Below are 26,186 nucleotides of genomic sequence, written 5' to 3' on the forward strand. Positions count from 1 at the left end.
CCCGTTGTCAGTGGATGGTCGTTGTCAGGTGTCGGCGGTAGCGGTCGGGGCTCCAGGAGGCCGCCATCTTCGTGCTCAGGGTCGCGCCGAGGCGTGCGTAGAAGCGCTGGCCGGCGTGGTTGTCGAGCCTCACGCCCCACACGACGAGCAGATCATCGCGGGAGGCCAGACGCGCGGCCGCGTTCATCAGCCGGCCGCCGACGCCGTTGTCGCGATGGCCCGGCCGGACATAGAGGTCGTCGAGTGCGAGGAGGTCTCGGCCGCTCCACAGGTGCAGGCGGCGCACCATCGACGTGAACCCGAGCGCCTCGCCCTCGGCCTCGGCGATCAGCACGGTCACCTCGGGACGCGCCAGCAGGGTGCGCCACTCGGCAGCGCCGACGAGGACGTGCTCCAGCGAATCCTCATGGGCGGCGAGTTCCCGCACCATCTCGTCGAGCACCGCCGCGTCCTCGGGCGTCGCTTCCCGGATCTCGGACATCTCAGCTCCTTACGGTGTAGTAATATCTCTGTACGGTGTACGGATACGTCGTACATATTGCAGCGTACGATGTACGCTGTCAAGCAGGAGGTTCGGAATTGGCAGAAAAGCTCTCACAGCGCGTGATCGCCGACGCGGCCCTGGCGGCGATCGACGCGAACGGCGTGGACGCCCTGAGCATGCGAAGACTGGCGCAGGATCTGGGCACGTCCGCGATGTCGCTGTACACGTACTTCGCCGACAAGGACGCCCTTCTTGACGCCGTCGCGCAGCTGCTGCTCGCCGAAGTGGACACGCCCCCCGAAGACGTCCACTGGCGCGACGCGATGCGGTTCATCATGCGCTCGGTGCGTCATGTCGCGATGCGCCACCCGAACGCCGCGCGCCTGATCCATAGGTTCCCGCCCCACACCCCCGACGCGCTCGCGTTCGTGGAAGCAGGCTTCCGGTCCTTCCGCCGTGCGGGTTTCGACGCGCTCAGCACCGCGCGCTGCTACCGCGCACTCGCCGCCTACTCGCTCGGCACGCTCGACATCGAGGTCGGCGGCTACTTCTCGCCCGAGGCGAGGGCGATCACCCCGCCCATCCGAGACAGCATGCAGGATGCCAGTGCCGAGAAGCTGCTCCCGCTGGTCACCGAGATCGGCCCGACGCTCGCCGGGCAGGACGACGCCGCCGAGTTCGAGTACGGCCTGGAGCTCCTGCTCGACGGGTTCGCCGACGCCATGAGCCGCGCCGGGCGGCCGGTCTAGCGATCGGAAATGCCCGCGGTCGCCGCCGCGTTGGCTTGTCGCATGCGATCGATCGTCTACTCCCGCACCGGCAGCTCGTCCGTCCTCTCGCTCGCGGAGCGGGAGCCCGCGGAACCCGGGCCCGGGGAGGTCCGCGTGAAGGTCGCCGTCTCCGGGGTGAACCCGACGGACTGGAAGGCGCGCGCTTCCGCCGGATCCACGCCGGCGTTCGACGAGGTCGTGCCGAATCAGGACGGCGCCGGAGTCGTGGACGCCATCGGCGAGGGCGTGATGGAATTGGCGGTCGGCGACCGTGTGTGGCTGTATCTCGCCCAGCACCAGCGACCCACCGGCACCGCGCAGGAGTTCACGGTCATCCCCGCTGAGCGCGCCGTGAAACTGCCCGAGGGGATCGGCTTCGATGTCGCAGCGAGCCTGGGCGTGCCCGCGATGACGGCGCACCGGGCGCTCACGGTGCACGAGTTCGGGCCGGCACGGCTGTCGCCGGGATCGCTCGACGGGCGGGTCGTGCTGGTCGCCGGGGGAGCGGGTGCCGTCGGGCACGCCGCCATCCAGCTCGCGGTGTGGGCGGGGGCGACGGTGATCGCGACGGTCTCGAGCGAGGAGAAGGCCGCGCTCGCGCGAGCCGCGGGCGCCGACCACGTCGTGAACTACCGTGACGGCGATGCCGCCGAGCGCATCGCCGCGCTCGCGCCCGGCGGTGTCGACCACATCGTCGAGGTGTCGATCGCGCAGAACGCCGATCTCGACGGGCAGGTAATCGCCAACCACGGCTCGATCGCGTACTACGCCGACAACGGCGGCGCGGCCGCCACGATCCCGGCGCGGCCCACGTTCGCGAAGAACGTGCGGCTCCAGGGTCTGCTGCTCTACACCGTGGGGGATGCCGCGCTCCAGGCCGCCGCGGAGGACATCACCGCTGCGCTGCGCGACGGTGCGCTTCCGGTGGGTGAGGCAGCGGGGCTCCCGCTCACGTGGTTCGCGCTCGAGGAGACGGCGGCCGCCCATGACGCCGTCGAGCAGGGCGCGGTGGGCAAGGTGCTGATCGACGTCTCCGGCGACAACCGCTGACCGCTCAGCGGCGGCGACTAGCACACCGAATCCGCGCGAAAAGTCCATTCCGGGTGTTCTTGCGCTGATCTTGCGGTTCGGATGGGATCGCTCCCACACTCACGCAGATCTTGCGGATGCCTTGCGGGAGCGCTGGCGGTCGCTCGGCGGGACGTTGCGGCGCGGGCTGAAGACTTTCATCGTGCTCGAGGAGCGATCGGGAGACCGGCCGCGCAGGTCCCGGCACCTCTGACTCCGCAGATGAAGAGCGGGCTTCCCGCGAAAGGACATTCCCATGAAGAAGATCGTCAAGGCCTCCATCGCCACCACCGCCGGCGTCATCCTGCTGCTGGGCGGCGCGGGCACGTTCGCCACCTGGAACTCGTCGGCGTCGGCGCCGGGTGCGTCGATCGTGTCGGGCAACCTGGTCGTCGATGCCGCGCAGGCCGAGGGAACCTGGACCGCCAACGGCTCGCCGATCACCATCGCCGACTACGCCGTCGCTCCCGGCGACGTGCTCACCTACACGAAGACGATGAAGGTCGGTGCCGAGGGCGACAGCCTGAGCGCGACGCTCGCCCTGACCGATTCGTCGATCGCACCCGCCGACGCGGGGAACCCCGCTGATGTGGCGCTGGCGGGCTACCTCACCGACTCCGCCGAGCTCACCGCCTCCGGCACCGGCATCAGCGGCACCGGCCCGACGTTCACCGTCACCCCGGGCGCCGGCGTCGTCAGCGAGGACGTCACCGTCACGGTCACCATCGCCTTCCCGTACGGCGAGGTCGTCGGCGGCAACAACGACGCGATGAACGGCGCCGTCACCCTCGACGCGCTGACCGTCAGCCTCACGCAGGACGTCGAGTAATCCGAGAGGGCCCGCCTCCGAAGAGGCGGGCCCTCCGGCGGACGCCGCCCGCTCCGCCCCCTTCTCCCGCTGCGACACCGACCGAGGGACCCCGCCATGACCCGCCGCACCCGCCGCCACGCCGCACAGCGCGACACCCGTCGCGCTGCCGCGCCCCGGCGACTGCTGCTGGGTGCGCTGGGCGCCGCCGGTGCGATCGTCCTCGGCGTCCTGGCCGGCGGGGGAACGTTCGCGATCTGGACGGCGGCGGCGCCGGCGGCATCCGCCGTCACGCTCCGTGCCGGATCGGCGGGCCTCACCGCCACGCCCCTCGAGCTCTCGGCCACCGATCTCTACCCGGGCCGCACCGTCTGGGCACCGACCACCGTGCGCAACACCGGCACCACGGCGCTCGCCCTCGCGATCGACCCGGTGACGAGCTCGGCCGGCGCCACCGCCTTCACGGCGGCGGTCGCCGTCACCGGCGGCACGGTCGCGTCGGCCGCGGACTGCACCGCCGGTCGCGTGCCGGCGACGATGACCACCCGAGTCGGCGCCGCCACCGGTTCCGACCTGCAGCTCACCCTCGCCCCCGGCGCCTCGCACATCGTGTGCATCGGCGTCGGCCTGCCGCACGATGCACCGGCGGACGCGGCCGGGGCAGCGGCATCCGTCCTTTCGCTCACCGTCTCCGGAACGCAGGTGCACCGATGATCCGCCGTCGCCACATCGGACCGATCGCCGCGCTCGTCACCCTCGCGGTGCTCGGCGGCGCGGGTGCGGCGACCGCCGCATGGGTCGCGAGCGCGTCGGTGTCGGCGTCCACCTCGTCCGCGACCGTCGCCACCACGCTGGCGCAGACGGGTGCGCTGACCACGACGTACCGCTACGCCGGCAGTCGTTCGACGGCGGTCGTCGGCGAGCTCACGATCACGAACGCCGGCGGTGCGCCGCTGTCGTATGCCCTCGCCAACCGGGTGACCGGCAGCACGACGCTCGCCCAGAAGACCACCCTGCGGCTGTGGACCGGCACGTGCGGTGCGACGGCTCCCGTCGGCGCGGTCGTGACGACGTTCGCCGACACTGCTCCCGCGCTGCCCGCGGCGGCACGCACACTCGCCGCCGGTGCGAGCGTCAGGGTCTGCGTCTCGACGCAGATCGAGGGCGCCACGAACGCGGAGCTGCAGGGGCAGAGCGCGACCGCGACCTTGAGCGTCACCGGCGCGGTCGGCGCGCACTGGACGACGTCGGCGACCGCCGCCACCATCACGCAGACCGCCTACCGGCTGGCCGCCGCCGGCACACCGACGTGTCTGCGAGAAGGTGGACGCGACATCCGCCTGACGTGGAGCGCCCCCGCTCACCGCACCGACACCGCCGCCATCTCGTACCGGCTGTACGACGTCGCGTCCGGAGCCACCGTTGCGACGGTGACGAGCGCCGATGCGACGGTCTCGGCTGTGTTGAGCGGCACCGCGATCGCCCAGAACGGCACGTACTCCCTCGCCGTCGAGGCGACCGAGACCTCGGCCTCGGGGACGACGGCGTCCGCGAGCGCGCCGGTCGAGGTCACCCGCACCACGAACCCGTCGGAGTCGGCTCAGTCCGGCCCCCGTTACCACTGCGCCTGAACCCCTGCGAGATCGATTCCCATGATGATGACCACCGAAGCTCCGCCGCACATCGCGTCCGGTTCGACGCTCGCTGACGCGGCGCCCGCCGGCCGCGCCGCGTCTCGTCGGCGCGACGAGGGCCAGAGCCTGCTGCACTACCTCGCCGTGTCGCTGAGTGCGTCGATCCTCGTGCTGCTGCTCGGCGTGGCCGTCGCGGTGGTCGGTCTGCCGGTCGTGGTCGGGGGCAGCGCGATGACGGTGCTGACGCAGTCGATGGAGCCGGGGCTGCCGCCGGGGACGCTCGTCGTCATCCGGCCGACGCCGGTGGACGACATCCGCGTGGGCGATGTGATCACGTATCAGATCCGGTCGGGCGAGGCGGCTGTCGTGAGTCATCGCGTGGTCTCGAAGACGTATGCGGATGGCGAGCTGACCTTCATCACGAAGGGCGACAACAATGACGCGGTCGATCCGGAGCCGGTGAGGTCCGTGCAGGTCCGCGGCACGCTCTGGTACAGCCTGCCGCTGCTGGGCTGGGTGAACAACGTCCTCAACGGCTCGAACCGCACCATCGTGCTCGCGGTCGTCGCCGGCGGGCTCTTCCTCTACGCCGCGATCTCGATCGTCGCGGCCGCGCGTGATCGACGGAAGAAGGGGACGACGGATGCCGCGACCCGCGGCCCCGCGACGGACGAGGCTCTCGTCTCCGAAGGATAGAGGGCGACCCGCTGCGTCGCGGCAACTCCCGTCGCGATGCGAACCGCGCGGCGCACTCGGCGCCGGCACGGCGCTACCCGGCGGGGTGGAGTCTTCGACCTGGAGGAGCGAGGTCGCCGAAGTCGTAGCGTCGAGCGACCCGCATGGGCAGCGGGACGGGCGGCAGACCGGGGCGATGGAGGACGAACTCCTCCGTGCCGTCGCGTGTGATGCGCCACCGATGATGATGCAGGTTCATGTGGTGGAACGCGCAGAGCAGGATGCCCCGATCGACGTCGGTGCGGCCGCCGTGCGCGTACGGGTCGATGTGGTGCGCCTCGCAGTACGAGGCGGGTCGGTCGCAGTCGGGGATGCGGCATCCGCCATCACGGACCGCCAACGCGACGCGCTGTGCCGGGCTGAACAGTCGTGCTTCGCGGCCGAGGTGGAGCGGATTGCCGGACGGGTCGAGGGTGACGGTGACCGTCGCGGTGTCGCAGGTTCGAGCCGCGATGACCCAGCCTGGCAGCGTCGAACCGGTGTCTTCGACGAGGGCGACCGCCGGCCGTCCGGTCATGGCGCCGTCGTGGGCATCCTGGGTGGCGACGATGCGGATGCCGGCCTGTCGCGTGCCGAACACCGTCGAGGCGTCGGCGAGCGCGCCGGCCCGGATGATGTCCATGATCAGGTCGTAGGCGATCTGATCGTTCGTGCGCGGATCGTCGGAGAGCTCCTGAGCCCGCGCCGCCTCGTCGGGATCGACGAAGCGCGGTCCGCCGCGACGCGGGCGCAGCGCGGTGGCGATGATGGTGTCGATGCCGACGGCGCCGACGTCGTCGAACGTGAAGCTGCCGCGGCGCACGCCGTCGCGGTCGGTCCAGGTGCGGAAGGAGCGCGCGTCGAACCGCTCGTCGAAGCGGCGCTGCGCGCCCTCGGGGTCGAGCAGGTCGCGGACTGCGCGAGCAGCAGTCCCGAGTTCTTCGACGGTGCGCACCTGCGCTTCATCGACCAGCTGCTGTGCCGCGAGCGCCCACGCGTCGCGCGCCGCCGTATCGTCGGCGTGTTCGTCGTCGACGCCCGCGGGCGGATCGCCGAGACCGCGGAAGATGGCGTCGTGCTGCGCGGACGTCAGCGTGCCCACCAGCAGAGCCTCGCCCAGCGCGGCGTGCCAGGGCGGCGCAGCCGGCGTCCCACAGGTCATCCCCGATTCGTCGTCGCCCGAGCCCGCGTCCGAACCCGCCGGCACGAGTGAGGTGGCCAGCGCCTCCCCGATGCGCACCTGCTTCGTCGCGTCGGCGCGGGTGCTGCCAGTCAGGTCTTGGATGAGCGACACGGCGGACCGGTGCCCGTTCTTCTGTGCGAGGCCGCTGTGACCGGCATCCCTGGTCGAGCGCGCCGCGACGACGCCCGACGCCGCGATACGGACGGACTCTCCGGCGCGCACGAGCGTCGTCGCGCTCCGGATCACCCGCAGGAGTTCGTCGTCGTCGAGTCCGTGCACGGTCGCCGGAATCCGCGCGGCATCGCCGTCTCCGAGGGCGTCCTGCAGGGCGCTGATCGCGTCCTGCAGGTCGGAGAAGATGTCCATAGTTCATTGTGGCATGAGCCTCAGACACTCGAAGATATATACGACTAGCCTATGGATTCACGCGCAAGCCCACCGTCCGCAGGTGGGGGCGGTCGCACCGAATCATGGGCGGCCCCACCCATCCAAACCCCGTCCCCGACCCCGTCCCCGAGAATTTCCCCCGGTCCGGCCCTCGCCCCGCCGCAGCAGGCGTAGCCTCCCGGGCATGACACCTTCGCCTTCGGGGATCACGACGGCCGGGCAGCTGCGCGCATCGGGTCACACCTACCGGCCGGTCCGCATCGAGCTGCGTGAGAACCTCCTCGCCGCCCTGGCGAACGGCGAGGACCCGTGGCCCGGCATCCACGGCTTCGACGACACCGTCATCCCGCAGCTCGAGCGCGCCCTCCTCGCCGGTCACGACGTCGTGCTGCTCGGCGAGCGCGGGCAGGGCAAGACCCGGCTCCTGCGCAGCCTCGTCGGGCTCCTCGACGAGTGGTCGCCGGTGATCGAGGGGTCGGAGCTCGGCGAGCATCCCTTCCACCCCATCGCCCCCGCATCCGTCCGCCGCGCGAGCAAACTGGGCGACGACCTGCCCATCGCGTGGCGCCACCGCAGCCAGCGGTACGCCGAGAAGCTCGCCACGCCCGACACGTCGGTGGCCGACCTCATCGGCGACGTCGACCCGATCAAGGTCGCCGAGGGCCGCTCGCTCGGCGACCCCGAGACGATCCACTACGGACTCGTGCCCCGCAGCAACGGCGGCATCGTCGCCATCAACGAGCTGCCCGACCTCGCCGAGCGCATCCAGGTCTCCCTCCTCAACGTGATGGAGGAGCGCGACATCCAGATCCGCGGCTACGTGCTGCGCCTGGACCTCGACGTGCTCGTCGTCGCGACGGCGAACCCCGAGGACTACACGAACCGCGGCCGCATCATCACGCCGCTGCAGGACCGCTTCGGGGCCGAGATCCGCACGCACTACCCGCAGACGATCGACGAGGAGATCGCCGTCATCCGGCAGGAGGCCGACCTCGTCGCCGCCGTGCCTTCCCACCTTCTCGAGGTGCTGGCGCGGTTCACGCGCAACCTCCGGGAATCGGATGCCGTCGACCAGCGTGCCGGCGTATCCGCGCGCTTCGCGATCGCCGGCGCCGAGACGATCGCCGCGGCGGCCCTGCATCGGGCGACGCGTCAGCACGAGGACGTCGCCGTCGCCCGACCCGTGGACCTCGAGACCGCCGTCGACGTGCTCGGCGGCAAGATCGAGTTCGAGACGGGGGAGGAGGGACGCGAGCGCGCCATCCTCGAGCACCTGCTGCGCACCGCCGTCGCCGACACCGCCCGCGCGCACCTGCGCGGCATCGACGCCCGTGCGCTCGCCGACGCCCTCCACGACGGCGCGACGGTGATGACCGGCGAGCAGGTGACCGCCGCCGACGTGCTCGCCGCGATGCCGGTGCTGGGCGAGTCCGACCTCTACGATCAGGTCGCCGAGCGCCTCGACGCGCACACGCCCGGTGAGCGCGCGGGTGCGCTCGAGCTGCTCCTGGAGTCCCTCTACCTCGACAAGCGCATCGGCAAGGACAGCGCCGGGGGTGAGACGGTCTATGGGTGACCCGTCTGGAGGAGGCATCCGCTGATGGTCCGCTCCTTCCACCGCACACCGGGCCACACCGCGCGCTACGGGCGGTACACCGGCGGCGACCCGCTCGCGCCGCCGGTCGAGGTGCAGTCGGCGCTGGAGGCGATCGGGCAGGACGTGATGTCGGGAACCTCCGCCGACCGCGCGCTGCGCGAGTACCTCCGCCGCGGCGACCGCGACCGCCTCGGTCTGGACGACCTCGCCCGCCGCGTGCGCGAGCGCCGGGCCGAGCTCACGCGGCGGCATCGCCTCGACGGCACCCTCGAAGAGGTCAAGAAGCTGCTCGACCGCGCCGTGCTCGAGGAGCGCAAGCACCTGGTCCGCGACGTGAACCTCGACGACACCACCCGCGCGTTCGCCGAGATGCGGCTCGAGAACCTGCCGTCCAGCACCGCCGCGGCCGTCAACGACCTCGCCGACTACGACTGGCAGAGCCCGAGCGCGCGGGCCGACTACGACCGCATCCGCGAGCTGCTCGGCCGCGAGCTGCTGGATCAGCGCTTCGCCGGCATGAAGAACGCGCTGGAGAATGCGACGGATGCCGATCGGCAGGCGATCCGCGACATGCTCAACGATCTGAACGACCTGCTCGAGAAGCGCCGGATGGGAGACGACACGCAGGAGGACTTCGACGAGTTCATGCGCAGGCACGGGGATCAGTTCCCCGAGAACCCGCAGAACCTCGACGAGCTGCTCGACACGCTCGCCGAGCGGGCTGCGGCGGCGCAGCGGATGCTCAACTCGATGACGCCCGAGCAGCGCGACGAGCTGCTGAGCCTCGCCGAGCAGGCGTTCGGCTCGCCCGACCTCATGCAGTCGCTGTCGCGCCTCGACGACAACCTGCGCTCGCTGCGGCCGGGAGAGGGCTGGACGGGATCGGCATCGTTCTCGGGTGATCAGCCGACGGGTCTCGGCGAGGCGACGGGCATCATGCAGGACCTGTCCGACCTCGATGCGCTGACCGATCAGCTCGGTCAGATGTATCCGGGCGCGCGCATGGACGACATCGACCTCGACGCCCTCGAGCGGCTCATCGGCGAGCGGGCCGCGGTGAGCGCCCGCACTCTGAAAGAGCTCGAGCAGGAGCTGAGGGACACCGGGATGCTGCAGCGGGCGTCCGACGGACAGCTGCGTCTCACCCCGCGGGCGATGCGGCAGCTGGGGCGCGCGCTGCTGCGCGACATCGCGACGCGCCAGTCCGGACGGCTGGGGCGGCGGGAGACGCGCAACGCCGGCGCGGCGGGCGACCGGACGGGGTCGACGCGCGAGTGGGCGTTCGGCGACACCGAGCCGTGGGACATCCCGCGCACGGTGTCGAACGCGGTGCTGCGGACGGTGCTGGACGGGGGCGACGTGTCATCCGGCGTACGGCTCGACACCCGAGACGTCGAGGTCGTCGAGACCGAGCAGCGCACGCAGGCGGCGGTCGCGCTGCTGGTGGACACGTCGTTCTCGATGGCGATGGACGGCCGGTGGGTGCCGATGAAGCGCACCGCGCTGGCTCTGCATCACCTGATCTCGACGCGGTTCCGGGGCGACAACCTGCGGCTGATCGCGTTCGCGCGTCACGCCGAGGTGATCGACATCGAGCAGCTCACCGCCAAGGACGCCGTGTGGGACAAGGGCACGAACCTCCAGCACGCGCTGCTGCTCGCCCAGCGGCACTTCCGCAAGAACCCCACCGCGCAGCCGGTGCTGCTGATCGTGACGGACGGCGAGCCGACCTCGCATCTGCGGCCGGACGGGAGCGTGTTCTTCTCGTATCCGCCGGACCCCCGGACGGTGGCGGCCACGGTGCGCGAGCTCGACACGGTGCAGCGGCTGGGCGCCCAGACGACGTTCTTCCGGCTGGGGGAGGACCCCGGCCTCGCGCGGTTCATCGACGCGCTCGCCCGGCGCGCCTGCGGTCAGGTCGTGGCGCCGGAGCTCGACGACCTCGGGCGAGCGGTCGTCGACAGCTACCTCGGCTCCCGGCACACCGGGCGGGGCTCGCCCGAGGACTTCGGCGACCTTCTCCAGGGCCGGTCCTGGTGGTGGTGACGCGGGCGATCAGCCGTCGCCGGCCGCTCGACCCGCGTCAGCCGCGCACGGCGGCGCGGATGCGCTCGACGGCGAACTTGGGCGAGCGATCCTCGAACAACAGCCCGTTGGTCTCCTGACCGGTGTCGGTCAGCTGCGTGTAGCAGAACCCCGCGAGGCCGTCGGCCGTGCGCACCGCGTGCAGGATCGCGCTCACCTGCTTCTCGAAGGCGTCGACATCGGCCGCGGTGGAGTAGCCCCAGTCCTTCTCGGACCCGGTCGCGAGGCTCACGCCCCCGAACTCCGTGAGGAGCACGGGCTTGGCGGGCCGGGCCGCCTCCAGCGACATGCGCCGCCCGGCCGGGCCGAAGCCGTCCAGCAAGGCGGCGACGCTCGCGTCGTCCCCATACCTCTGGGCGAGCACAGCGGGATCGGCCTCGTAGTCGTGGATCGTCCACAGATCCGATGACGTGTGCTCCCAGCCGTCGTTCGAGACGACCGGTCGCGTACCGTCCAGAGCCCGTGTCAGGTCGGTGATCGATCTGCTCAGTGCGCGCTGTCGCGCATCGTGCGAGATGTGCTGCACGCCCCAGCTCTCGTTGAGCGGTACCCAGACGATGATGCAGGGATGGGACAGGTCCCGCGCGACGATGTCCGTCCACTCTCTGACCAGGCTCCCGATCGCCCGCGCGTCGAAGGCATACGCGCTGGCGGTCTCGGCCCAGATCATGAGCCCGAGCCGGTCAGCCCAGTACAGGAACCGGGGGTCTTCGGCCTTCTGATGCACCCGTGCGGTGTTGAACCCCAGCTCGAGGATCAGCTCCACTTCGCGGCGGAGCATCTCGGGTGTCGCGGCGAGATGCGTCTGCGGCCAGTAGTTCTGGGCGAGGACGGCGCGAATGGTCGTCGGGCGGTCGTTGAGCAGGAGGTGATCGGCGCACGCGTCCACGCTTCGCAAGCCGACGTAGCTGCCGACGACGTCGATCGACGCTCCGTCGGCACTTTCAAGGGCGACCGTCGCCCGCAGCAGGGTGGGCTTCTCGGGCCGCCACAGCAGCTCCTCGTACTGCTGTCCGTTCAGCTGGGCGGGAATCACCAGCCTGATGGGGCAGACGGACCCGCCCATGGTGCGGACGCGAGCCTCGGCGAGGGTCACCCCCTGGTGGGAGATCGCCACAGCGACCCATGAGTCCTCGGGAGGGCGACCGTCGAGGGCGACGTCGATGAGGACGGAAGCGGTGGGGAGGTCGCTGCGCCAGGTGAGGGCGTCCACGGACGCATCCGGGACGCACTCGAGCCAGACGGGCTGCCAGATGCCGGTCGTGCGGTGGTACCAGATCGAGTGCGGCTGCTCGTGCCAGTCCTGCTTGCCTCGCAAGACCGAGACGTCGTCCGGGAGGTCGACCGCGCGGACGACGAGCACATTCTCACCGTCGGGGTCGATCACCGCGGTGATGTCGGCCACGAACGGGGACTGACCGCCTTCGTGCGTCGCGACGAGCCGGCCGTTGACCCACACGGTCGCCGAATGGTCGACCGCTCCGAAGTGCAGCAGCACGCGGCGCCCCTGGGACGGCCAGCCGGCAGCCCGGAGATCGTCCGCCCCCAGGGTGCGTCGGTACCAGACACAGGGCAGGAAGTCCGTCTCGTGGATGCCCGAGGCGGGCGATTCGGGCGGGAACGGCACGACGATCGTGCGCGTGAACTCGACGTCGTCCACCGTGCGGCTGAGGTCGTCGTCGCGGGCGAACTCCCACTCGCCGCCCAGGTCGAGCCATGCCGGTCGCACGAGCTGCGGCCGCGGGTAGGTGCCGTCCTGCGATGTGGCGTCCACGCCGCTGAACTGCCACTGTGCGTTGATCATTCGGAAGCGCCTCTCGTGCTCGCGCGGTGCGCGATGGTGTGGCCGACGGTGTGGATGCCCTGCGTGGGCGGGTCTTCGAAGAGCAGGTCGATCGCCTTTCGTGCGAGCGCCGCAGTATCGGGCGCCACGGAGCTGAGGGTCGGCGTGCTGTAGCGGGCTTCGTCGATGTCGTCGAAGCCGATGACCGCGACGTCGTCGGGCACGCGGATGCCGGAGGTGACCAGCACGTGCATCGCCCCGAGCGCGAGGAGGTCGTTGAACGCGAAGACCCCGTCGAAGTCGACGCCGGCGTCGATCAGCCGGCGGGCGGCGGCGGCGCCGTCGGCGCGGTGGTACTCGTCGACATAGGCGACGAGGCGGTCGTCGACGTCGATCCCCGCCTCCTCGAGGGCGGCGGAGTATCCGGCGAGGCGCAGCAGCGAGGTCTCGTTCGGACCCGAGCTCTGAGCACCGATCGCCGCGATGCGCCGACAGCCCTGTTCGAGCAGGTGCGCCGTCGCGGCCTTCGCGGCGGCCGTGTTGTCCACCGTGACGTGCGGGAACGCGCTCTCGCCGATGTGCTCGCCCAGCAGCACCAGTGGCGTGGTGTCGAGCCGGCCTTCGAGGTCGCGGGCGCCCAGCGCGAGCGGGCTCATGATCAGCCCGTCCATGACCGGTGCGTCGATGCCGTCGCTGATGCGTCGCTCGGCGTCGGCTCTGCCGTCGGTCTGGTTGACGAGCACGGTGATCGATCGCTCCTGTGCAGCTCGCACGAGTTCGGCGGCGAGCTCGGCGAAGTAGGGCTGGCTGAGTTCGGGGATGGCGAGTGCGATCATTCCGCTGCGTCCGCTCCGGAGCTGACGGGCCGCGGCGTTGGGGCGGTAGCCGAGTTCGACGAGAGCGGCACGCACCCGGTCGCGGAGCTCGTCGGTCACCCACCCGGTTCCGTTGACCACGTTCGACACGGTCTTGGCGGAAACGCCGACGCGGTCGGCGACGTCTTTCAGGGTGGTCCGTGGCATCGGTGCCCCTTCCCTTCGTTCGCGGCGCCGTTCAGACTGTCACGACGGCGACGCTTGTTCAACGATTACCAGTCATGTATAACGGTAATCGGTCCGTTCGTTCAACGTTGAACGGAAACTCGAAGGGATTGATCGATGAAGTCACAGCAGACCAGGTCCGCGGGTGCTCGCGGACGAAACCGCAAGGCCGCTCTGACGATCGCCACGCTCAGCGCCGTCGCGGTCGCCCTCGCGGGATGCGCGGGCCAGGGATCGGGAGGCGCCCAGGACGAGACGAACGCCGACGGCAAGATCGTCCTCGACTTCTGGAACGGCTTCACGGGTCCGGACGGCCCCGCGCTGGAGCAGGTGATCGCCGACTTCAACGCCTCGCAGGACGAGGTCGAGGTGAAGGCCAACATCATGCCGTGGGACACGCTCTACCAGAAGGTGCTCACCTCGGTCGCGGGCAACGACGGGCCCGACATCGTCGCGATGTCGGCGACGCGCATGCCGCAGTTCGCGGACGAAGGTCTCTTCATGCCGCTGGACGACTACTACGAAGACCCCGATCACGAGACCGATGCGCTGGCCACGGCCGCGGTCGAGGCATCCATGTTCGACGGCGAGAACTACGGCGTCCCCGTCAACTACGCGACCATGATGATGTTCTACAACAAGGACCTCTTCTCGGCCGCGGGACTCGACCCCGAGGCGCCGCCGACGACGTGGGACGAGTTCGCGGCGATGGTTCCGCAGCTCACGGTCGACGAGAACGGCGACGGCAAGCCCGAGCAGTACGCGATCGCCCTCGCCGACCACGAGACCGTCCCGATCTTCCCCTCGCTGCTGTGGGGCACCGGTGGCGGCATCGTCTCGGAGGACGGCACGACCTCCCTGCTCGGCGACCCCGAATCGATCGAGGCTCTCGAATTCTGGGTCTCGCTGGTCCGCGAGCAGAAGGCCGCTCCGGTGGGCCTGAACGGCGCCGACGCCGACAAGCTGTTCCAGACCGGCAAGGCGGCCATCGAGATCGTCGGGCCGTGGATGACCACCGGCTTCGACGAAGCGGGGCTGAACTACGGACTCGCCAAGCCGTTCGCCGGGCCGTCCGAGGACGCCGTGCTCGCCGACGTCGTGTCGATGGGGCTCCCGTCGAACACCAGCGACGCCAAGAAGGAGGCCGCGTACGAGTTCTTCGCGTACTGGAACTCGGTGGAGGGTCAGACGACGTGGGCCAACGGCTCGGGCTTCCCGCCCACGCGCGCCGACGTCGCCGACCAGGTGACCGAGAGCCCCTACCCGGCGATCTTCGGGGCCCCCGAGGTCGCCGAGAGCGCTCGCGTGCTCATGCCCGGCATCGCCGCCGGCGGCCCGATCCTCGAGACCGTCTTCACCCCGGCCCTGCAGCGGGCGCTCAACGGCGAAGGCACCGTGCAGGACATCTTCACGGAGGCGTCCACCCAGGTGCAGGCGGAACTGGACAAGTAACCACACGAGGCGGGCGGCGGCCCGGTCCGCCGCCCGCTCCTCGGAAAGGTCTCACATGACGACGACCATCGCGCCGGCGCCGCCCGGCACGACAGCTCCTCCTCGCCGCCGCGGTCTGCGCGCGAACGGCCGCCGCGCGCTGACGGCGTGGCTGTTCCTCACGCCCGCGCTGCTGGTGCTCCTCGCCTTCACGCTGTACCCGATGGCGCAGGCGGTGTACCTCTCTCTCACCGACTACAACCTCATCCGCGCCGCCGAGTGGGTGGGTCTCGCGAACTACGCCGAGCTGCTCCAGGACCCGGCGTTCTGGAACGCGTTCGGCAACACCGTCCTGTACGCGCTCGTCGTCACGCCGGTCACCGTCGTCCTCGCGCTGCTGTTCGCGCTGATGCTCAACCGGAGCTTCACGGGGCGGGCCTTCGCGCGCACCGCGATCTTCCTGCCGTTCATCGTGTCGCTGGGGATCATCGCGATCGCGTGGGCGTTCCTGCTCGATCCCAACATCGGCCTGCTCTCGTACTGGCTCAGCTTGATCGGCATCACGCCTGAGCAGGGGTGGCTGACCGACCCGCGCTACGCCATGGCCGCCGTGATGATCGTCGGCGTCTGGAAGAACGTGGGCTTCTACATGGTGATCTACCTCGCGGGGCTCCAGTCGATCCCGGTCGACATGTACGAGGCCGCGCGCCTGGACGGAGCAGGACCGTGGCAGCGTTTCCGCAGCATCACCCTGCCGCTGCTGTCGAACCAGACGCTCCTGGTCTCGGTGCTCGCGTTGATCGCGACGCTCCAGGCCTTCGATCAGATCTGGGTGATGACGCGCGGCGGTCCCTTCTTCCGCACCGAGACGCTGGTCATGCTCATCTACCGCGAGGGCTTCCAAGAGCTCCGCTTCGGCTACGCCTCCGCCATCTCGTTCGTGCTGCTGGTCTTCGTGTTCGTCCTCTCGATGATCCAGTTCGGCTTCCTCCGTCGTAAGCAGGTGACCTACTGATGTCCGCACCCACTCTGACGAGATCGACGGATGCCGCGACCCGGCCGCCGTCGGCCCCTCGCCGCCGCCCTCGTGACACGAGGGGCCGCACCGGCCGCTGGCTGCTGGCGATCACGTCCATCCTCACCGGCCTGGTCGTGCTCCTGCCGATCATCTGGATGGTCTTCACCGCGTTCAAGCCGGAAGCCGACATCGTGAGCTATCCGCCCACGCTGTGGCCGCGCGAACTCACCCTGGATCACTTCGTCGAGGTGTGGGAGCGCATCCCCTTCGCGCGCCTCTACCTGAACACGATCATCTTCGCCGGCGGTGTGACGCTGATCTCGCTGCTGTTCGACTCGATGGCCGCCTATGCCCTCGCGCGGATCCCCTTCAAGGGCCGGGGTATCGTGTTCGTGCTCATCCTGCTGCTGCTCATGCTGCCGTTCCAGGTGACGCTGATCCCGCTGTACGACATGCTGAGCGGAATGGGCCTGACGAACACGCTCCCGGGCCTCATCATCCCGCGCATGACGAACGCCTTCGGCATCTTCTTCCTCACGCAGTTCTTCCTCTCGCTGCCGAAGGACCTCGAAGAGGCGGCGCGTATGGACGGGGCATCCGAGTGGCGGATCTACTGGGGCATCATCATGCCGCTGGCGCGCCCCGCTCTGCTGACCCTCGGGCTCTTCCACTTCCAGTACAACTGGAACGACCTGCTGTGGCCCCTCGTGATGTCGTCGTCGGTGGAGACCTCGACGCTTCCCGCGGGTCTTGCGCTCTTCATGGGTCAGCACGTGGTCGAGTACGGGCTGCTCATGGCGGGCTCGCTGCTCGCGCTGCTGCCGGTGGTCATCTTCTTCCTGCTGATCCAGCGGAGCTTCGTCGCCGGCATCGCCACCACGGGTCTCAAATGACCGCCGGACCTCGTTCCTGTCCCCTCACACGAAAGGATGCCGCGTGAGCGACGTCTCCTGGTTCGCCGACGGCCGCCTTCGCTACGGCGTCGGCATCGAAGACACGTTCATCCCGCAGGAAGCGGTCGGCCACCGCAAGCTCGACGAGTACGAGCTCACCCAGCACTACTCCCGGTGGCGTGAGGATCTCGATCTCGTCGCCGAGAGCGGTGCCGAGTTCGTGCGGTGGGGGATCCCCTGGTACCTCGTCGAGCCGCGACCGGGCGAGTTCGACTGGTCGTGGATCGACCAGGTCGCCGGGAGGATGAGAGAACTGGGGCTGCGCTGCATCGTCGACCTGATGCACTACGGCACGCCGCTGTGGCTCGAGAACTCATTCCTCAACGCGTCGTACCCCGAGCGCGTGGCGGCATACGGGCGGGCCGTCGCAGAGCGGTACCGCGACACGTGGACCGACTACACGCCGTTGAACGAGCCCGCGGTGAACGCCGAATGGTGCGGCCAGAACGGTGCCTGGCCTCCGTACCTGCGCGGACAGGACGGTTTCGTGAAGGTGCTGATGGCGCTCGCGCGGGGCATGGTGCGCACGCAGCAGGAGATCGCCGCCGTCCACCCCGACGCCACTTTCGTGCACGTCGACGCGGGCTTCCTCTACGACGGCGAGACGACGCCCGAACCGCGGGAGGTCCTCGATCAGCGCCGGTTCCTCGCGCTGGACCTCATCACGGGACGGGTCGATGACACATCGCCGCTTCGAGGATGGCTCGCCGGCCACGGCGTGACCGACGCCGACCTGCAGTGGTTCCGCGACAACGCGGTGCAGCCGGACGTGATCGGCGTCAACTACTACCCGCACTTCACCAAGGGACGTGTGGAGGAGGGGACGTTCGTCCCCGTGCGGGCGGGTGTCGCCGGGCTGCGCGAGCTGATCGAGCTGTACTCGTCGCGCTACGACGCCCCGCTCGCCGTCACAGAGACCTCACTCGTGGGCAGCCCCGAGGAGAAGATCGCGTGGCTGCGGGAGTCGACCGCCGAGGTCGAGGCGCTGCGCGCCGAGGGGAAGGCCATCGTGGGCTACACGTGGTTCCCCTTCTTCACGCTGGTCGACTGGCTGTACCAGTTCGACCAGAAGAAGCCGGACGACTGGTTCCGGGAGTTCGGGCTCGTCGACCTCGTGCGCGGCGCGGACCAAGGGCTCGAGCGCGTCAAGAACGAGGCGTTCGACGTCTTCCGCGACCTGGCAACGCGACCGGGGAAGTAGCCGCCGGCGCGTCGTGAAGGAGCCCCCACCGTGGTCGGTGAGGGCTCCTCGACATGCGCGCGTCAGCGGCAGTGGCTGCTGTTGCTGATCTTCGCGTCGACCGTCACGTAGCGGGGCCGGTAGTTGTCCACCTCGGTGTAGAGGTCGTTCGTGTCGAAGCTGTTCACGTTGTACGTCACCAGCAGCGTGTGACCGTCACCGAGTTCGGGGTGCGCCTTGGCGTTGTAGGTGAAGATGTTCCCGCCTGTCTCCGGCGTGGAGTAGAGGACCGTTTTGCCGGTCCACGGACCTTCCAGGCTGGTGCTCCGGTACATCACGATCTTCGAGCTGAGGATCTCGGTCGCGTCGCCGGTGACGAGGGTGAAGCGGCCCTGGAAGCTGCTGACGCTGAACTCGTTGGAGACGCCTTCCAGGATCCGCTTCGTGGTGGCGTGGTCGGTCGACCAGCCCTCGTCGCCGAGATACTCCCACTGACCATCGGCGAGGTCGCCGCCGGCCACCCGCGCGAGGTGGGCGAACTTCTGAGCACCAAGGTCCTCCACGCCGTAGACGTAGGTGTAACCGTCCTCCGTGTTCTCGTAGATCGCGGAGCCCCAGTTGATGCCGTCCGTCTGGATCTCGTCGACCGAGATCAGCTCGAGGGTCGACGCATCGAAGGTCGCCACGCCGTTGCCGGCGAACGCGAAGTCCCACATCGTGTCACCGGTCTTCACGAACTCGACGAGCAGCACCTGCAGCTCGTCACCATGGACGGTCGCATCGCCGAACCAGTACCAGTCGCGGGCCTCATCGGCGCCGGCGACCTTGACGAGGGACTCGGGGGCTTCCGGGGTGCCGCCGGTGTAGGTCGTGATCTCGCCGCCGTCGTCCACGTTGATCGAGTTGTGGATGAACGGCGAGTCCAGGGGACGCCCATGCGTCTCGTTCACTTCCCCCAGGAACGTGTCGGAGTAGATCCATGCGGTTCGTCCGTCAGGCAGCTCCACGCTGTAGGCGGAGTCCGCGCCGGTCCACTGCCCGGCGGTGTCGCCGTACTGCCCGAAGCGGTCCCGCAGCTGCTCGTCGACGGCCGCTGTGACGTCCACGCACGTAGGAGCTGCCGCTGCGGAAAGCGGAATGGATGTCGCCAAGAGCCCTGTTGCGCCCAGCACGGAGGCGGCAGCCATCCGTCCCGCTCGGGCTCGTGTTGCCTGAAGCATGTCGATATGCCCTCCCCGGCACCTTTGCCGGTCAGGGAACGCGATGCGGGAGCATCCCGTTCCTGTTAACGTTACCAAGCAGGGAGCGTAGCAAGGCTCATCGCTCTGGACCAGCCCCCTCGGTGAACTTCCCGCCATGGCATCCAGAGCGCGGTATACGGTGAATCCGGCGACGAGGCGAGAGGAACGCACATGGTCGGTGTCGGCTCACACGGCAAGCCGCCGACCGTCAAAGAGGTGGCCCGGCACGCCGGTGTGAGCCCGATGACGGTCTCCCGCACCCTCGCGGGCGGCGCGAATGTGCGGCCCGACCTGCAGGAGCGGGTGCTCGCCTCGGTCCGCGAGCTCGGCTACCGCCGGAACGAGAATGCGCGGATCCTCCGCCCCGGCCAAGCAAGCGGTCTCATCGGCGTCGCCATCACCAATCTGGGCAACCCCTACTACGGCAACTTCGCGCTCGGTGTCGAGGAGGTCGCGGCCGAGACGGGCCGGCGCATCGTGCTCGGCAACACCGGTGGCGACCCCGCGCGCGAGCGGCAGCTCGTCGCGGACTTCCTCGGTCGTCAGGTGGAAGGGCTCGTACTGGTGCCGGCGGGGGGTCCCTCGGATCATCTGCAGCCCGAGCGGCTCGGCGACGTTCCGCTCGTCCTGGCCTCGCGACGCATCTACGGACTCGACGTCGACGTCGTGCTGCTGGACGATGTCGGCGGCGCGTACTGCGGTACGCTCGCGCTGCTCGACGCGGGTCACACCCGGATCGGCTACCTCGGCTACGTCAGCTCGGCCTTCACCGGGGCGCGTCGATACGAGGGCTATGTGCGCGCCCTCGAGGAGCGCGGCATACGCCCCGACCCGGATCTCGTGCTGCGCGAGCACGAGGATGCCGGACCGGCCGGCGGCGGGATCCGACGCCTGCTCGATCTCGCCGAGCCGCCGACGGCGATCTTCAGCGCGAACAACCGCAACAGCATCGACGCGCTCCGCGAGATCGGCCGGCGGCTGCGAAGCGGCGCGACAACGGGGGAGATGCCCGCGCTGGTGAGCTTCGACGACTTCGAGCTCGCCGAGCTGATGCCGGTGCCGGTGACGATCGTCGGCCACGATCCCCGCCAGCTCGGGCGGGAAGCGGCGCGGCTGCTCCTGTCCCGCCTCGGCAGCGGCGCGCGCCATGACGGACCGGCGCGCATCGTCGAGATGCCTGTTCGCGTCGCGCCGGCGGCTCCCACCGAGTGACGGATGCCTCGGACTTGCCTCGCATCGAACCGCTCGCTATGGTAACGATACCAATCGCTCACCCCGCGACGTCGAGGAGGACCGCAGTGCGCACGCTGGCAATCGACCTCGGCGGCACCGCCGTCAAGCTCGGCGTCTTCGAATCCGGTGCCATCGTGGCCGGCGACGAGTTCGCCACCGTCGACGGGCAGATCGGCCTCGAGGACATCGCAGGACGGATCGATGCACTGCTCGGTGGGGAGGCCCCCTCATCGATCGGCATCGCCGTTCCCGGCGTGGTCGATCCCCGCACATCGAGCCTGCTGGCAGCTCACGGCAAGTACGCCTCGCTGCACGACGTCGACCTCGCCGCCTGGTCGGAGGACCGGTTCGGATGCCGTGCCGTCGTCGAGAACGATGCCCGAGCCGCGCTCATCGGCGAGGTCGCCGACGGCAGCGCGCGCGGCGCGCGCGACGCCGTGCTCATCGTGCTGGGCACGGGGATCGGCACCGCTGCGATCCTCGACGGCCGTATCGTGCGGGGTCGCCACGGTCACGGCGCCATCCTCGGCGGCCACGTCACCGTCGATCTCGACGGCCCGCGGTGTCCGTGCGGCAACATCGGCTGCGCGGAGGCGCTGGCCAGCACGTGGGCGCTGAATGCCGCGGCCGCTGTGGGGGAGCTCGCGCTCGGCCCCGCGCTCGCCGCCCGTCGCGCCGAATACAGCGGGATCGGCATCCGCGATGTCATCGAGACCCGCGACGAGGCGGAGTCCGCCGCCATCCTCGACCGGTACATCCGCACATGGGCCGCCGTCGTCGTGACCCAGTGCCATGCCTTCGACCCCGATGTCGTGGTCGTGACCGGCGGCGTCATGCGCTCCGGCGACGTCATCCTCCCTGCGCTCCGGGACCGGGTGCACGCCGACCTGTGGTCGTCGTCGTTCCGTCCTCCCTTCGTCACCCCCGACAACCCCTCCACTTCGGTCCTCCGCGGACTGGCAGCACTCGCACGCGAACACGAAAGCAAAGGACGGCCATGACCGTTGAGACGCGGGGCGTCCCGCTCGAGGACTACATGCTCGACGACCGGAGCAGCTACGAGAAGCTGCCGACGGTGCCGCTGCCGGCTGGCAGCGAGGTGCTCGTCGGCGACGACGCGTGGAAGGCCGCGATGGACATCGCCTCCGTTGTGACGGGTCATCCGCTCATCGCGGTGGATGTGTATCCCGGCGGCGACGTCGCGGCGATCGCCGCACGGATCCGCGCGGCACTGCCCGACGCGGAGGTCATCGACGTCGAGGAGGCGGCGGCGGCCGACCCCGCGGCCATCGACGCGCTCATCGGGCGCAACCTCACCGACGACCGAGTCTTCGGCGTCATGAGCCACTTCACCGTCGACGAGTTCTACGACGCCGACCGCCTCGCCGCGCTGCAGCAGCGGGTGGACGAGCGCAGCGCGCCCACGGTGCTCGTCGGCTGGGGCGCCGACCTCGCGGCCCGGCGCCGCGCGGACGCGCTGGTGCTCGTCGACATGGCGCGCTGGGAGATTCAGCAGCGGATGCGCGCCGGCGCCTCCAACTGGCGCGCGCACAACGGTGACCTCGATGTGCTCCGCAAGTACAAGCGCGGCTTCTTCGTCGAGTGGCGCGCCGCCGACCGGCACAAGCGCACCCTGTTCGACCGGGTGGACCTGCTCGTCGACGGCAATGCGGCGCCCGACGCCGCCGGCGCGGTGCGCGGTGCGGACTTCCGCGGCGCGCTCGCCGGCGCGACCGCCCGCCCGTTCCGCGTCGTCCCCTTCTTCGATCCTGGGGTCTGGGGTGGCCAGTGGATGAAGAACACACTCGACCTCGACCCGGCCGCGCACAACTACGCGTGGTGCTTCGACTGCGTACCCGAGGAGAACTCGCTCCTGCTCGAGGCCGGTGGCCGCGTCGTCGAGATCCCCGCGATGGACCTCGTCCTCAGCCGTCCGCGCGAGCTACTCGGCGCCCGCACCTATGCCCGCTTCGGCGCCGAGTTCCCGATCCGCTTCGACTTCCTCGACACGATGGGCGGCGGCAACCTCTCCCTGCAGGTGCATCCGCTCACGGAGTACATCCGCGACACGTTCGGCATGGCGTACACGCAGGACGAGAGCTACTACATGCTCGATGCCGCCGACGACGCCGTCGTCTACCTCGGCGTGAAGACCGGAATCGACCCCGAGGCGATGATCGCCGACCTGCGCGCGGCGACGGACGGGGAGCATCCGTTCGACGCCGAGAAGTACGTCAACGTGTTCCCGGCACGCAAGCACGACCACTTCGCCATCCCGGCCGGCACCGTGCACTGCTCCGGCGAGAACTCGATGGTCCTCGAGATCTCGGCAACGCCGTTCATCTTCACGTTCAAGCTCTGGGACTGGGGCCGGGTGGGCCTGGACGGTGTACCGCGCCCGGTCCACATCGACCACGGCGAACGGAACATTCAGTGGGACCGCGACACGGAGTGGGTGAAGCGCAACCTGGTCGGCCAGGTTGAGGAGATCCGTCGCGAGCCTGGGCTCGTCGAGGAGCGGACCGGCCTGCACGAGCTCGAGTTCATCGAGACGCGCCGCCACTGGTTCGAGAACGAGGCCGCGCACGACACCGACGGCACGGTCAACGTGCTCAACCTCGTGGAGGGCGACGAGGTCGAGGTCGTGAGCCCCGCCGGCGCCTTCGCCCCGTACACGATCCACTACGCCGAGACGTTCATCGTCCCCGCTGCGGTGGGTCCGTACGTCATCCGACGGTCGCCGAACTCCCGGAGCGAGCGGTTCGCGACGGTCAAGGCCTACGTCCGCGGAACGCGCTCCAGCGACAGCTGACCGCCCCGGGCGCCGCCGAGAGGCAATCGGAAGCGGCGAACGGACACATAACTGAACAGCAATCCTCGCGGCGTCTGCCGCACCCGACCGCCCCAGCCTTGCATCGGCTCATCCGAGTTGGTACTTTGGGCGAGCGGTTGGTAACGATACCAAACCAGGACAAAGGAGTTCCAGTGAAGTCACGACGCATGGCCGGAGCCGGCATCGCCGCCTTTACCGCCGCCACGCTGCTGCTGACCGGCTGCTCGGGCGGTGGAGGCCGCGACGACTCCGCCGCAGCCACGACCGGCACGCTCGATTTCTACACCGACAAGGCGGCGTGGGAGCCCGATTTCGACGAGTTGAACGCCACCAGCGAAGAGGCCGTCGACATCACCCTCAACACGACCGGCTATTCGGATGCCGCGCAGTACGACGCATTCATCAAGCAGTCGTTCCGCACCCAGAAGAGCCCCGGGCTGTTCACCTGGCACACCGGCGACTCGCTCAAGCAGCTCGTCGACGAGGGCCTCGTCGCCGAGACGACCGATCTTTGGACGAAGGCGATCGACGAGGGCTGGGCGACGGAAGACCTTCGCAGCGAGTACACGTTCGACGACAAGCAGTACTGCGTGCCCATGAACATCGCGTACTGGGTCATGTACTACAACAAGAACATCTTCGAGGAGCAGGGCATCGAAGAGCCCACGACGTGGGAAGAGCTCGATGCCGCGGCGACGACGCTCAAGGACGCCGGAATCACGCCCTACTATCAGACGAGCATCCTGTTCACGTTCCAGTGGTTCCAGCAGCTCGTCGCGGGCACCGACCCGGCCCTCTACGAGGGCCTGTCGACCGGTGACGTCAAGTACACCGACCCTGAGATCGTCGAGATCATGAACATCTGGCTCGACCAGCAGGAGAAGGGCTGGTTCAGCGACGCCGGCAGCACGGTCGACCCCGCGGTCGGCCTCAAGCAGGGCGACTTCGCGATGATCAACTTCGGCTCGTTCTTCAACGGCTCGCTCGACGGCGCCGGCATGGTGTCGGGCGAGGACTACGACATGTTCGTCATCCCCGCGGTGGACGCCGACCTCGGCACCACTCCTGTGGCCGTCGAGTCCGGTCCCCTCTGCGTGGCGGAGAGCTCCACGCAGAAGGACCTCGGCCTGGCGTACTCCGAGTGGTGGATGTCGCCTGACGCCCAGACCGCGTGGAACGCCGCCCGCGGCGATGTGGCCTTCAACCCGAAGGCGACCGTCAACGACCCGATGCTCTCCGAGCTCGGCACCACGGTGGCCGACGGCAGCCACACCCTGTTCACCCGCTACTTCGAGGCGACGCCCACGCCGATCCTCACCGTCGCGCTCGAGCAGTTCGGTGCATTCAACGCCAACCCCGGCGACCCGATGCCGTTCCTCGAGGCCATCCAGGCCGAGGCGGACAAGTACTGGGCCGACCAGGAGTAAATCGCATGGCGCTCGCTCAGACGACCCCACGGGAGCGGGCGGCGGGGGGGGGGCGGGGGCGGGGGCGCGGGGCGGAGCGGGGGTGCGGGTGGGGGGGGGGGGGGGCGGGCGGGGGGGGCGGGGGGCGCGGCGGCCACGTGACCGCGTGCGGCGGGGCGTGCAACCGCGGTGCAGATGAGGCGAAGCCCACGTTCCGGCCACCCCGCATGAGGGGAGCCCCGGGGACCGCTGCGGGAACACGGGCGCCGTTGGATCAATCTCGGTGGGGCTGCGCCGGCACGGGCGCAGCTACATCAGTGCGACCACGAGCAGCTGGGCGATGATGATCTTCACGATCATCGCCATCGGATACACCGTGGAGTAGCCCATCGCGGGCAGCTCGTTCTTCGCGTGGTCGTTGACGTACTGCAGCACCGCCGGGTGGGTCTGCAGGCCGGCGAGGATGCCGGCGGTCTGGCCGAAGGGGATCTTCAGGAACTTGTGGCCGATGACCAGCGTCAGAATCGCGGAGCTCAGCGCGATGATCGCCGCCATGCCCAGCACCGTCAGCGACGACGGGTCGGACAGGGCCTCCTTGAAGCTCGCGCCGGCGGTGGTGCCGATGCCGGCGAGGAACAGCGCCAGACCGACCTGGCGGAACGCCAGGTTCGCCGAGTAGGGGATGGGCCACACCAGCGGGCCCGTGCGGCCCAGGGCGCTGAGCACCAGGGCGACGACCAGCGGACCACCGGCGGAGCCGAGCGAAATGGACACGCCACCTGGGATCGGCACCGGGATCATGCCCAGCAGCACGCCGAGCAGCAGACCCAGGACCAGCGGGAACAGGTTGACGTCCGACAGGCGCTTGTAGGAGTCGCCGAAGAACTTCGTCGCGTAATTGATGCGGTCCGGCGTGGCCACGACACGTACGCGGTCGCCGAGCTCCAGCTTCATGTCCGGCGACGCCACCATGTCCAGGTCACCGCGGCGCACGCGGGTGATGACCATGCCGTTCATCTTCGGGTGCAACTGCGACAGCGGGATGCCGCAGACCGTGTCCGACGACACGAAGATGCGGCGGAACTCCAGCCGGCCGTCGTGCGTCGGATCACCCGGCAGCAGCGTGCCGATCTGCTTCGCGGCCTCCGGGATCTCGTCCTCGGTGCCCACGACCGACACGACGTCGCCGACCTCGATGGTGTCGCCCTCCGCCGGCACGTACAGGCGGCCCTTGTGCTCGATGCGCGAGATGCTCACGTCGACGCCCAGCTTGCCCGGAAGGTCCGTCACGGACGGCAGACCGGCGCGCTCGACCTCGATGCGTCGGGTGTGCAGCGG

The 26,186-nt window shown here is 69.7% G+C and carries 22 protein-coding genes; 16 read left to right on the plus strand and 6 right to left on the minus strand.

Annotated elements, in window-relative coordinates; all coding sequences use genetic code 11:
- Window positions 1-7: 7 nt before the first annotated feature.
- Window positions 8-481: an N-acetyltransferase family protein gene (locus tag ACWGUG_RS06260; protein WP_452324153.1), complete on the minus strand. Its 474-nt coding sequence runs from the start codon at window positions 479-481 to the stop codon at window positions 8-10.
- A 98-nt stretch (window positions 482-579) separates the two neighbouring features.
- On the opposite strand from ACWGUG_RS06260, the gene ACWGUG_RS06265 reads away from it, so the two are divergent.
- From ACWGUG_RS06265 to ACWGUG_RS06290, 6 genes are all read left to right on the plus strand, one after another.
- Entirely contained in the window at window positions 580-1,233 is a 654-nt protein-coding gene (locus ACWGUG_RS06265) for a TetR/AcrR family transcriptional regulator (RefSeq protein ID WP_378884190.1), read from the plus strand.
- Between the two features lie 42 nt (window positions 1,234-1,275).
- Complete coding sequence (locus ACWGUG_RS06270; RefSeq protein WP_452324154.1) at window positions 1,276-2,304, plus strand: NADPH:quinone reductase; 1,029 nt, start codon at window positions 1,276-1,278, stop codon at window positions 2,302-2,304.
- Between the two features lie 274 nt (window positions 2,305-2,578).
- Window positions 2,579-3,151: an alternate-type signal peptide domain-containing protein gene (locus tag ACWGUG_RS06275; protein WP_452324155.1), complete on the plus strand. Its 573-nt coding sequence runs from the start codon at window positions 2,579-2,581 to the stop codon at window positions 3,149-3,151.
- Window positions 3,152-3,247: 96 nt separating this feature from the next.
- A complete protein-coding gene (locus tag ACWGUG_RS06280; RefSeq protein ID WP_452324156.1) occupies window positions 3,248-3,844 on the plus strand; it encodes a hypothetical protein in 597 nt (198 codons plus the stop codon).
- Complete coding sequence (locus ACWGUG_RS06285) at window positions 3,841-4,761, plus strand: hypothetical protein (protein WP_452324157.1); 921 nt, start codon at window positions 3,841-3,843, stop codon at window positions 4,759-4,761. The genes ACWGUG_RS06280 and ACWGUG_RS06285 overlap by 4 nt, the downstream gene beginning before the upstream one ends.
- Window positions 4,762-4,785: 24 nt before the next feature.
- Window positions 4,786-5,460, plus strand: a complete 675-nt coding sequence (locus ACWGUG_RS06290; RefSeq protein ID WP_452324158.1) for a signal peptidase I — start codon at window positions 4,786-4,788, stop codon at window positions 5,458-5,460.
- A 73-nt stretch (window positions 5,461-5,533) separates the two neighbouring features.
- Here ACWGUG_RS06290 and ACWGUG_RS06295 read toward each other — a convergent pair whose 3' ends face one another.
- Window positions 5,534-7,027, minus strand: coding sequence for a DUF222 domain-containing protein (locus tag ACWGUG_RS06295; protein ID WP_452324159.1), 1,494 nt, complete (start codon window positions 7,025-7,027; stop codon window positions 5,534-5,536).
- 205 nt (window positions 7,028-7,232) lie between these two features.
- Here ACWGUG_RS06295 and ACWGUG_RS06300 point away from each other — a divergent pair, with 205 nt between their 5' ends.
- Both ACWGUG_RS06300 and ACWGUG_RS06305 read left to right on the plus strand, forming a co-directional pair.
- On the plus strand, window positions 7,233-8,624 hold the full coding sequence (locus tag ACWGUG_RS06300; protein WP_452324160.1) for an AAA family ATPase: 1,392 nt from the start codon (window positions 7,233-7,235) through the stop codon (window positions 8,622-8,624).
- 24 nt (window positions 8,625-8,648) lie between these two features.
- Window positions 8,649-10,691: a VWA domain-containing protein gene (locus ACWGUG_RS06305; protein WP_452324161.1), complete on the plus strand. Its 2,043-nt coding sequence runs from the start codon at window positions 8,649-8,651 to the stop codon at window positions 10,689-10,691.
- 37 nt (window positions 10,692-10,728) lie between these two features.
- Here the strand turns inward: ACWGUG_RS06305 and ACWGUG_RS06310 are convergent, their stop codons facing one another.
- Window positions 10,729-12,534 (minus strand): glycoside hydrolase family 2 protein, encoded by a 1,806-nt coding sequence (locus tag ACWGUG_RS06310; protein ID WP_452324162.1) that lies wholly within the window; start codon window positions 12,532-12,534, stop codon window positions 10,729-10,731.
- Window positions 12,531-13,535 (minus strand): LacI family DNA-binding transcriptional regulator, encoded by a 1,005-nt coding sequence (locus ACWGUG_RS06315; RefSeq protein WP_452324163.1) that lies wholly within the window; start codon window positions 13,533-13,535, stop codon window positions 12,531-12,533. The genes ACWGUG_RS06310 and ACWGUG_RS06315 overlap by 4 nt, the downstream gene beginning before the upstream one ends.
- 135 nt (window positions 13,536-13,670) lie before the next feature.
- On the opposite strand from ACWGUG_RS06315, the gene ACWGUG_RS06320 reads away from it, so the two are divergent.
- From ACWGUG_RS06320 to ACWGUG_RS06335, 4 genes are read left to right on the plus strand one after another with little or no spacing between them, the layout of a single operon-like run.
- Window positions 13,671-15,005 carry an ABC transporter substrate-binding protein gene (locus ACWGUG_RS06320; RefSeq protein ID WP_452324164.1) on the plus strand — a complete coding sequence of 445 codons (1,335 nt, stop codon included), beginning with the start codon at window positions 13,671-13,673 and terminating at the stop codon, window positions 15,003-15,005.
- A gap of 55 nt (window positions 15,006-15,060) precedes the next feature.
- Window positions 15,061-15,999: a carbohydrate ABC transporter permease gene (locus tag ACWGUG_RS06325; protein ID WP_452324165.1), complete on the plus strand. Its 939-nt coding sequence runs from the start codon at window positions 15,061-15,063 to the stop codon at window positions 15,997-15,999.
- Window positions 15,999-16,895, plus strand: coding sequence for a carbohydrate ABC transporter permease (locus ACWGUG_RS06330; protein WP_452324166.1), 897 nt, complete (start codon window positions 15,999-16,001; stop codon window positions 16,893-16,895). Before ACWGUG_RS06325 ends, ACWGUG_RS06330 begins: the two co-directional genes overlap by 1 nt.
- 43 nt (window positions 16,896-16,938) lie before the next feature.
- Window positions 16,939-18,156: a family 1 glycosylhydrolase gene (locus tag ACWGUG_RS06335; protein WP_452324167.1), complete on the plus strand. Its 1,218-nt coding sequence runs from the start codon at window positions 16,939-16,941 to the stop codon at window positions 18,154-18,156.
- A gap of 62 nt (window positions 18,157-18,218) precedes the next feature.
- On the opposite strand, the gene ACWGUG_RS06340 is transcribed toward ACWGUG_RS06335, so the two are convergent.
- On the minus strand, window positions 18,219-19,241 hold the full coding sequence (locus tag ACWGUG_RS06340) for a DUF4185 domain-containing protein (RefSeq protein WP_452324168.1): 1,023 nt from the start codon (window positions 19,239-19,241) through the stop codon (window positions 18,219-18,221).
- Window positions 19,242-19,547: 306 nt separating this feature from the next.
- On the opposite strand from ACWGUG_RS06340, the gene ACWGUG_RS06345 reads away from it, so the two are divergent.
- The 4 genes from ACWGUG_RS06345 to ACWGUG_RS06360 all read left to right on the plus strand — a co-directional run bounded on the left by ACWGUG_RS06345 (window position 19,548) and on the right by ACWGUG_RS06360 (window position 24,869).
- A complete protein-coding gene (locus ACWGUG_RS06345) occupies window positions 19,548-20,588 on the plus strand; it encodes a LacI family DNA-binding transcriptional regulator (protein ID WP_452324169.1) in 1,041 nt (346 codons plus the stop codon).
- An 86-nt stretch (window positions 20,589-20,674) separates the two neighbouring features.
- Entirely contained in the window at window positions 20,675-21,610 is a 936-nt protein-coding gene (locus ACWGUG_RS06350) for an ROK family protein (protein WP_452324170.1), read from the plus strand.
- Window positions 21,607-23,421 (plus strand): class I mannose-6-phosphate isomerase, encoded by a 1,815-nt coding sequence (locus ACWGUG_RS06355; protein ID WP_452324171.1) that lies wholly within the window; start codon window positions 21,607-21,609, stop codon window positions 23,419-23,421. Before ACWGUG_RS06350 ends, ACWGUG_RS06355 begins: the two co-directional genes overlap by 4 nt.
- Window positions 23,422-23,594: 173 nt before the next feature.
- Window positions 23,595-24,869, plus strand: coding sequence for an ABC transporter substrate-binding protein (locus ACWGUG_RS06360; protein ID WP_452324172.1), 1,275 nt, complete (start codon window positions 23,595-23,597; stop codon window positions 24,867-24,869).
- Window positions 24,870-25,157: 288 nt separating this feature from the next.
- Here ACWGUG_RS06360 and ACWGUG_RS06365 read toward each other — a convergent pair.
- Window positions 25,158-26,186: aspartate-alanine antiporter-like transporter (locus ACWGUG_RS06365; protein ID WP_452324173.1), on the minus strand; the 1,029-nt coding region annotated here is incomplete at its 5' end.

Source organism: Microbacterium sp. NPDC055455, from assembly GCF_053619935.1.

Coding starts and splice junctions, on each gene's coding strand:
- ACWGUG_RS06315 (WP_452324163.1), bottom strand. CDS start 13,535: ATGCCACGGACCACCCTGAAAGACGTCGCCGACCGCGTCGGCGTTTCC.
- ACWGUG_RS06295 (WP_452324159.1), bottom strand. CDS start 7,027: ATGGACATCTTCTCCGACCTGCAGGACGCGATCAGCGCCCTGCAGGAC.
- ACWGUG_RS06285 (WP_452324157.1), top strand. CDS start 3,841: ATGATCCGCCGTCGCCACATCGGACCGATCGCCGCGCTCGTCACCCTC.
- ACWGUG_RS06275 (WP_452324155.1), top strand. CDS start 2,579: ATGAAGAAGATCGTCAAGGCCTCCATCGCCACCACCGCCGGCGTCATC.
- ACWGUG_RS06290 (WP_452324158.1), top strand. CDS start 4,786: ATGATGACCACCGAAGCTCCGCCGCACATCGCGTCCGGTTCGACGCTC.
- ACWGUG_RS06305 (WP_452324161.1), top strand. CDS start 8,649: ATGGTCCGCTCCTTCCACCGCACACCGGGCCACACCGCGCGCTACGGG.
- ACWGUG_RS06320 (WP_452324164.1), top strand. CDS start 13,671: ATGAAGTCACAGCAGACCAGGTCCGCGGGTGCTCGCGGACGAAACCGC.
- ACWGUG_RS06260 (WP_452324153.1), bottom strand. CDS start 481: ATGTCCGAGATCCGGGAAGCGACGCCCGAGGACGCGGCGGTGCTCGAC.
- ACWGUG_RS06345 (WP_452324169.1), top strand. CDS start 19,548: ATGGTCGGTGTCGGCTCACACGGCAAGCCGCCGACCGTCAAAGAGGTG.
- ACWGUG_RS06300 (WP_452324160.1), top strand. CDS start 7,233: ATGACACCTTCGCCTTCGGGGATCACGACGGCCGGGCAGCTGCGCGCA.
- ACWGUG_RS06310 (WP_452324162.1), bottom strand. CDS start 12,534: ATGATCAACGCACAGTGGCAGTTCAGCGGCGTGGACGCCACATCGCAG.
- ACWGUG_RS06325 (WP_452324165.1), top strand. CDS start 15,061: ATGACGACGACCATCGCGCCGGCGCCGCCCGGCACGACAGCTCCTCCT.
- ACWGUG_RS06355 (WP_452324171.1), top strand. CDS start 21,607: ATGACCGTTGAGACGCGGGGCGTCCCGCTCGAGGACTACATGCTCGAC.
- ACWGUG_RS06330 (WP_452324166.1), top strand. CDS start 15,999: ATGTCCGCACCCACTCTGACGAGATCGACGGATGCCGCGACCCGGCCG.
- ACWGUG_RS06280 (WP_452324156.1), top strand. CDS start 3,248: ATGACCCGCCGCACCCGCCGCCACGCCGCACAGCGCGACACCCGTCGC.
- ACWGUG_RS06270 (WP_452324154.1), top strand. CDS start 1,276: ATGCGATCGATCGTCTACTCCCGCACCGGCAGCTCGTCCGTCCTCTCG.